Below are 4,403 nucleotides of genomic sequence, written 5' to 3' on the forward strand. Positions count from 1 at the left end.
ACGGCGACCTGATCGGCCAGCTCACCCTCGACCCGGCCAAGCGCTACGCCACACTGTGTGCCGCCTAGTTCATCTGCGACACATGTCGTGAGACATCACTGCGACAGATGTCCGGAGACAGGACACGCGGAAAACGCGCCCCGGGGACTCCGCTCAGGCCGGGTGGTCGGCCTCGGCCCGCACCGGGACGCCGGCGGCGGCCAGGCCGGCCTTGACGTCGCCGATGCGCAGCGTGCCGAAGTGGAAGACGCTCGCGGCCAGCACGGCGTCGGCGCCGGCCTCGACCGCCGGCGGGAAGTGCTCGACCGCGCCCGCTCCCCCGCTGGCGATCACCGGCACGCTCACCTCGCGGCGCACCGCGCGGATCAGCTCGACGTCGAAGCCGGCCCGGGTGCCGTCGGCGTCCATGGAGTTGAGCAGCACCTCTCCCACGCCGAGCTCGGCGGCCTGGACCACCCACTCGACGGCGTCCCGGCCGGTGCCGCGCCGTCCGCCGTGGGTGGTGATCTCAAAGCCGGAGCCGGTGACCGCGCCGTCCTGCACGCGCCGCGCGTCGAGCGAGAGCACCAGCACCTGGTTGCCGAAGCGGTCGGCGATCTCGGCGATCAGCTCGGGCCGGGCGACGGCGGCGGTGTTGACGGCCACCTTGTCGGCGCCGGCCCGCAGCAGCCGGTCGACGTCGGCCACCGACCGCACGCCGCCGCCGACGGTCAGCGGGATGAAGACGCTCTCCGCCGTCCGCCGGACCACGTCGTAGGTGGTCTCGCGGTCGCCGGAGCTCGCGGTGATGTCGAGGAAGGTCAGCTCGTCGGCGCCCTCGGCGTCGTAGACCCGCGCCATCTCCACCGGGTCGCCGGCGTCGACCAGGTCGACGAAGTTCACGCCCTTGACCACCCGGCCGGCGTCGACGTCCAGGCACGGGATCACCCGCACGGCCAGGCTCACGACAACTCCTCGCTGGCGCACGTCGCCGTCGTTCGCCTCCGGGCTGTGCCGCTGGACGAGCTCGCACGCTCGCTCGTCATGCCGCCCCCTCCCGCACGGCCTCGGCCTCGATCTCCACCAGCATGTCGGGGTCGATCAGCGCCGCGACCTGGACCATCGAGGTGGCCGGGCGGACGTCGCCGAAGGCCTCCCCGTGCGCCCGGCCGACCTCCTCCCAGCGGGAGATGTCGGTGACGTACATGCGGGTGCGCACCACGTCGGCCAGCGTGAACCCGGCCCGCTCGAGCGCGGTGCCGATGTTCGCGATGGCCTGCCGGGCCTGCGCGTAGGCGTCCCCGGGTGCGACCACGGCGCCGTCCACCGTCGCCGTCGTCCCGCTCACCCACGCCGTGTCCCCGCGGACGACGACGCGGCTGTAGCCGACGACCGACTCCCAGGGGGTGTCCGAGCCGAACCGGATGACCGTCACGACGACGCCACCGCCAGCGCCTCCGGCAGCGTGAACGCCCCCGCGTACAGCGCCTTGCCCACGATCGCGCCCTCCACGCCGACGGCGGTCAGCCCGGCCAGCGCGCGGATGTCGTCGAGCGAGCTGACCCCGCCGGAGGCGATCACCGGCCGGTCGGTGGCGGCGCAGACCTCGCGCAGCAGCTCGAGGTTGGGCCCGCGCAGGGTGCCGTCCTTGGTGATGTCGGTGACCACGTAGCGGGCGCAGCCCTCGGCGTCGAGCCGGGAGAGGGTCTCGTAGAGCTCGCCGCCCTCGCGGGTCCAGCCGCGCGCCGCCAGGCGGGTGCCGCGCACGTCGAGCCCGACGGCGATCCGGTCGCCGTGCTCGGCGATCGCCTGCGCGCACCACTCGGGCGACTCCAGGGCCGCCGTGCCGAGGTTGACCCGGCGGCAGCCGGTGGCCAGCGCGGCGGCCAGCGAGTCGTCGTCGCGGATGCCGCCGGAGAGCTCCACGTCGACGTCGAGCTCGCCCACCACGCGGGCCAGCAGCTCGCGGTTGCTGCCCCGGCCGAAGGCGGCGTCGAGGTCGACCAGGTGCACCCACTCGGCGCCGTCGCGCTGCCAGGTCAGCGCCGCCTCGAGGGGGTCGCCGTACGAGGTCTCGCTCCCGGCCTCGCCCTGGACCAGGCGGACGGCCTGGCCGTCGGCGACGTCGACGGCGGGGAGCAGCTGCAGCTTCGGCACGGCGACAAGGGTAGGAGGCGGCTCCGGGCGGCCTGGCAGGGTGACCGCGTGGAGTTCGCCGAGGTGGTGCGCCGCAGGCGCATGGTCCGCGACTACGACGACGACCGTCCGGTGCCGCCGGAGGTCCGCGAGCGGCTGCTCGAGCACGCGATCCGGGCGCCCTCGGCCGGGTTCAGCCAGGGCTGGGCGTTCCTCGTGCTCGAGTCGCCCGAGGAGCGCGAGCGGTTCTGGACGGCGACCACCGGCCCCGGGGCGCCCGACGCCTGGCTCACCCGCATGCGCCGCGCCCCGCTGCTCGTCGTCCCGCTGTCGCACAAGGACGCCTACCTCGACCGCTACGCCGAGCCCGACAAGGGCTGGACCGACCGCGACGAGGCCCGCTGGCCGGTGCCCTACTGGGACGTCGACACCGGCATGGCCGCCCTGCTGGTGCTGCTCACCGCCGTCGACGAGGGCCTCGGCGCCTGCTTCTTCGGCATCCCGCCCGAGCGGATCCCCGCGTTCCGCGAGGCGTTCGGCGTGCCCGCGGGGTACCGCCCGGTCGGCTGCGTGTCGGTCGGCTACCCGGGCGGCGACGACCGCCGCTCGCCGTCGCTGCGCCGGGGGCGGCGGGGTCTCGACGAGGTGGTCCACCGCGGGCACTGGTGACCGCTCCGGCGCGTTGCCCCGTCATGGGTGGAGCCATCTCACCGAATCAGCCGGAGGGCCCGCGGATGCGGGCCGGGGACGCCGACCGGTCACGGGTCGTCGAGCGGCTCGGCCGCCACCTCGGCGAGGGCCGGCTGACGGTGCCCGAGTTCGACGAGCGGGTGGCCCGCGCCTATGCGGCGGTCCACCTCGACGAGCTGCCGCCGCTGACGGCCGACCTGCCCGAAGACCCGCCGTCGGCGGAGCGGGCCCCGGTGCGCCGCCGCCCGGCAGCCGCCGCGTGGGGGCAGCCGGCCGTCGTCCAGCTGCTGCTCGTGCTCGTCGCCCTGTGGTCGGTGGCCGCGATCGCCGCCGGCGTCCCGCCGGTGCTGCCGCTGCTGCTCGGGTTCCTGCTGCTGCGCCAGCGCCGCCACCGCGGCGGCTGGTGAGCGCACACTGCGCGGGTGGTCCTCCGCCTCCCCCGCCGCGCCGGGCGGCGCACCAACCTGGGGCTGCTCGTCCTGCTGGTCGTCGCGGCGGCGTCCGGGGTGCTGGCCTACGGGGTGGGGACGACGGCGCCGGCGGCGGTGGTCGTCGCCGTCCACGGCGCCGCCGGGCTGGGGCTGCTGCTGCTGGTGCCGTGGAAGTCCGTCGTCGTCCGGCGGGCGTGGCGCCTGCCGCGCGAGCGGCGGGCGCCGGGGACGGCGCTGTTCCTGGCGTTCCTCGTCGTCCTGACCGTGGTCAGCGGGGTGCTGCACTCGGTCGGGGTCACCGGCCCGTGGCCCGCGCCGGCCGGGATCTACGCGCTCCAGATCCACGTCGGGGCGGCCCTCTGCCTGCTGCCGGTGCTGCTCGTGCACGTGTGGGGACGGCGGCAGCGGTTCCGCGCCGCCGACCTGCGCCGCCGCGAGCTGCTGCAGGCCGGCGCGCTCGGGCTGGGCGCGGCCGCGCTGTGGGGCGCCGGTGAGGGGCTGCTGCGGCTGACCGGGGCGCCGGGGGCCGACCGGCGGGCCACCGGCTCGCACGAGCGCGGGTCGTTCGACCCGGCCGCGATGCCGGTGACCCAGTGGGTCGGCGACACCGTGCCGGACGACGAGGCCGCCGAGCTCGTCGTCGTCCGCGGCGACCGGCGGCTGCGGCTGCCGGTGCACGACCTCGACCGGGGCGACGAGGTGCGCGCCGTCCTCGACTGCACCGGCGGCTGGTACGCCGTCCAGGACTGGGGTGGCGTGCGGCTGGACCGGCTGCTGGCCGACGTCGTCGGCGACCTGCCCGACGGCGGCAGCGTCGACGTCGTCTCGGTGACCGGCTACCGGCGCCGGCTCCCGCTCACCGACGCCGGATCGCTGCTGCTGGCGACCTCGGTGGCCGGTCAGCCGCTCTCGGCGGGCCACGGGGCGCCGGTGCGGCTCGTGGCTCCCGGCCGGCGCGGGTTCTGGTGGGTGAAGTGGGTGGCCCGCGTCGAGGTGGTCGACGGCCCGTGGTGGCTGCAGTCGCCGTTCCCGCTGCAGTAGGGCGTCAGCCCTCCGCCGAGATCGCGCGATCTCGGCCCACCAGCGGGGGTGAGGCGCCGAGATCGCGCGCTCACCGCGCGGAGGGTGGTCCCCCGACCGGCACCGTCCCCCCGACCCTCACCAGGT

6 protein-coding genes are annotated in these 4,403 nt (G+C 76.2%); 3 read left to right on the forward strand and 3 right to left on the reverse strand.

All coding sequences use genetic code 11. From position 1 onward, the window contains the following. Positions 1-153: 153 nt before the first annotated feature. From hisF to priA, 3 genes are all read right to left on the reverse strand, one after another. Positions 154-945 (reverse strand): imidazole glycerol phosphate synthase subunit HisF, encoded by a 792-nt coding sequence (gene hisF, locus ACI8AF_RS27420; RefSeq protein WP_456542950.1) that lies wholly within the window; start codon positions 943-945, stop codon positions 154-156. Between the two features lie 76 nt (positions 946-1,021). Next, a complete protein-coding gene (locus ACI8AF_RS27425; protein WP_456542951.1) occupies positions 1,022-1,414 on the reverse strand; it encodes a RidA family protein in 393 nt (130 codons plus the stop codon). Continuing rightward, positions 1,411-2,136, reverse strand: a complete 726-nt coding sequence (gene priA / locus ACI8AF_RS27430; protein ID WP_456542952.1) for a bifunctional 1-(5-phosphoribosyl)-5-((5-phosphoribosylamino)methylideneamino)imidazole-4-carboxamide isomerase/phosphoribosylanthranilate isomerase PriA — start codon at positions 2,134-2,136, stop codon at positions 1,411-1,413. The genes ACI8AF_RS27425 and priA overlap by 4 nt, the downstream gene beginning before the upstream one ends. A gap of 48 nt (positions 2,137-2,184) precedes the next feature. On the opposite strand from priA, the gene ACI8AF_RS27435 reads away from it, so the two are divergent. The 3 genes from ACI8AF_RS27435 (at position 2,185) to ACI8AF_RS27445 (ending at position 4,277) form a co-directional block, all read left to right on the forward strand. Beyond that, complete coding sequence (locus ACI8AF_RS27435; protein ID WP_456542953.1) at positions 2,185-2,784, forward strand: nitroreductase family protein; 600 nt, start codon at positions 2,185-2,187, stop codon at positions 2,782-2,784. Positions 2,785-2,849: 65 nt separating this feature from the next. Next, positions 2,850-3,212 carry a DUF1707 SHOCT-like domain-containing protein gene (locus ACI8AF_RS27440; RefSeq protein ID WP_456542954.1) on the forward strand — a complete coding sequence of 121 codons (363 nt, stop codon included), beginning with the start codon at positions 2,850-2,852 and terminating at the stop codon, positions 3,210-3,212. Positions 3,213-3,227: 15 nt separating this feature from the next. Beyond that, entirely contained in the window at positions 3,228-4,277 is a 1,050-nt protein-coding gene (locus ACI8AF_RS27445) for a molybdopterin-dependent oxidoreductase (RefSeq protein ID WP_456542955.1), read from the forward strand. Positions 4,278-4,403 lie beyond the last annotated feature (126 nt).

It is taken from the genome of Blastococcus sp. SYSU D00669 (genome assembly GCF_054050715.1).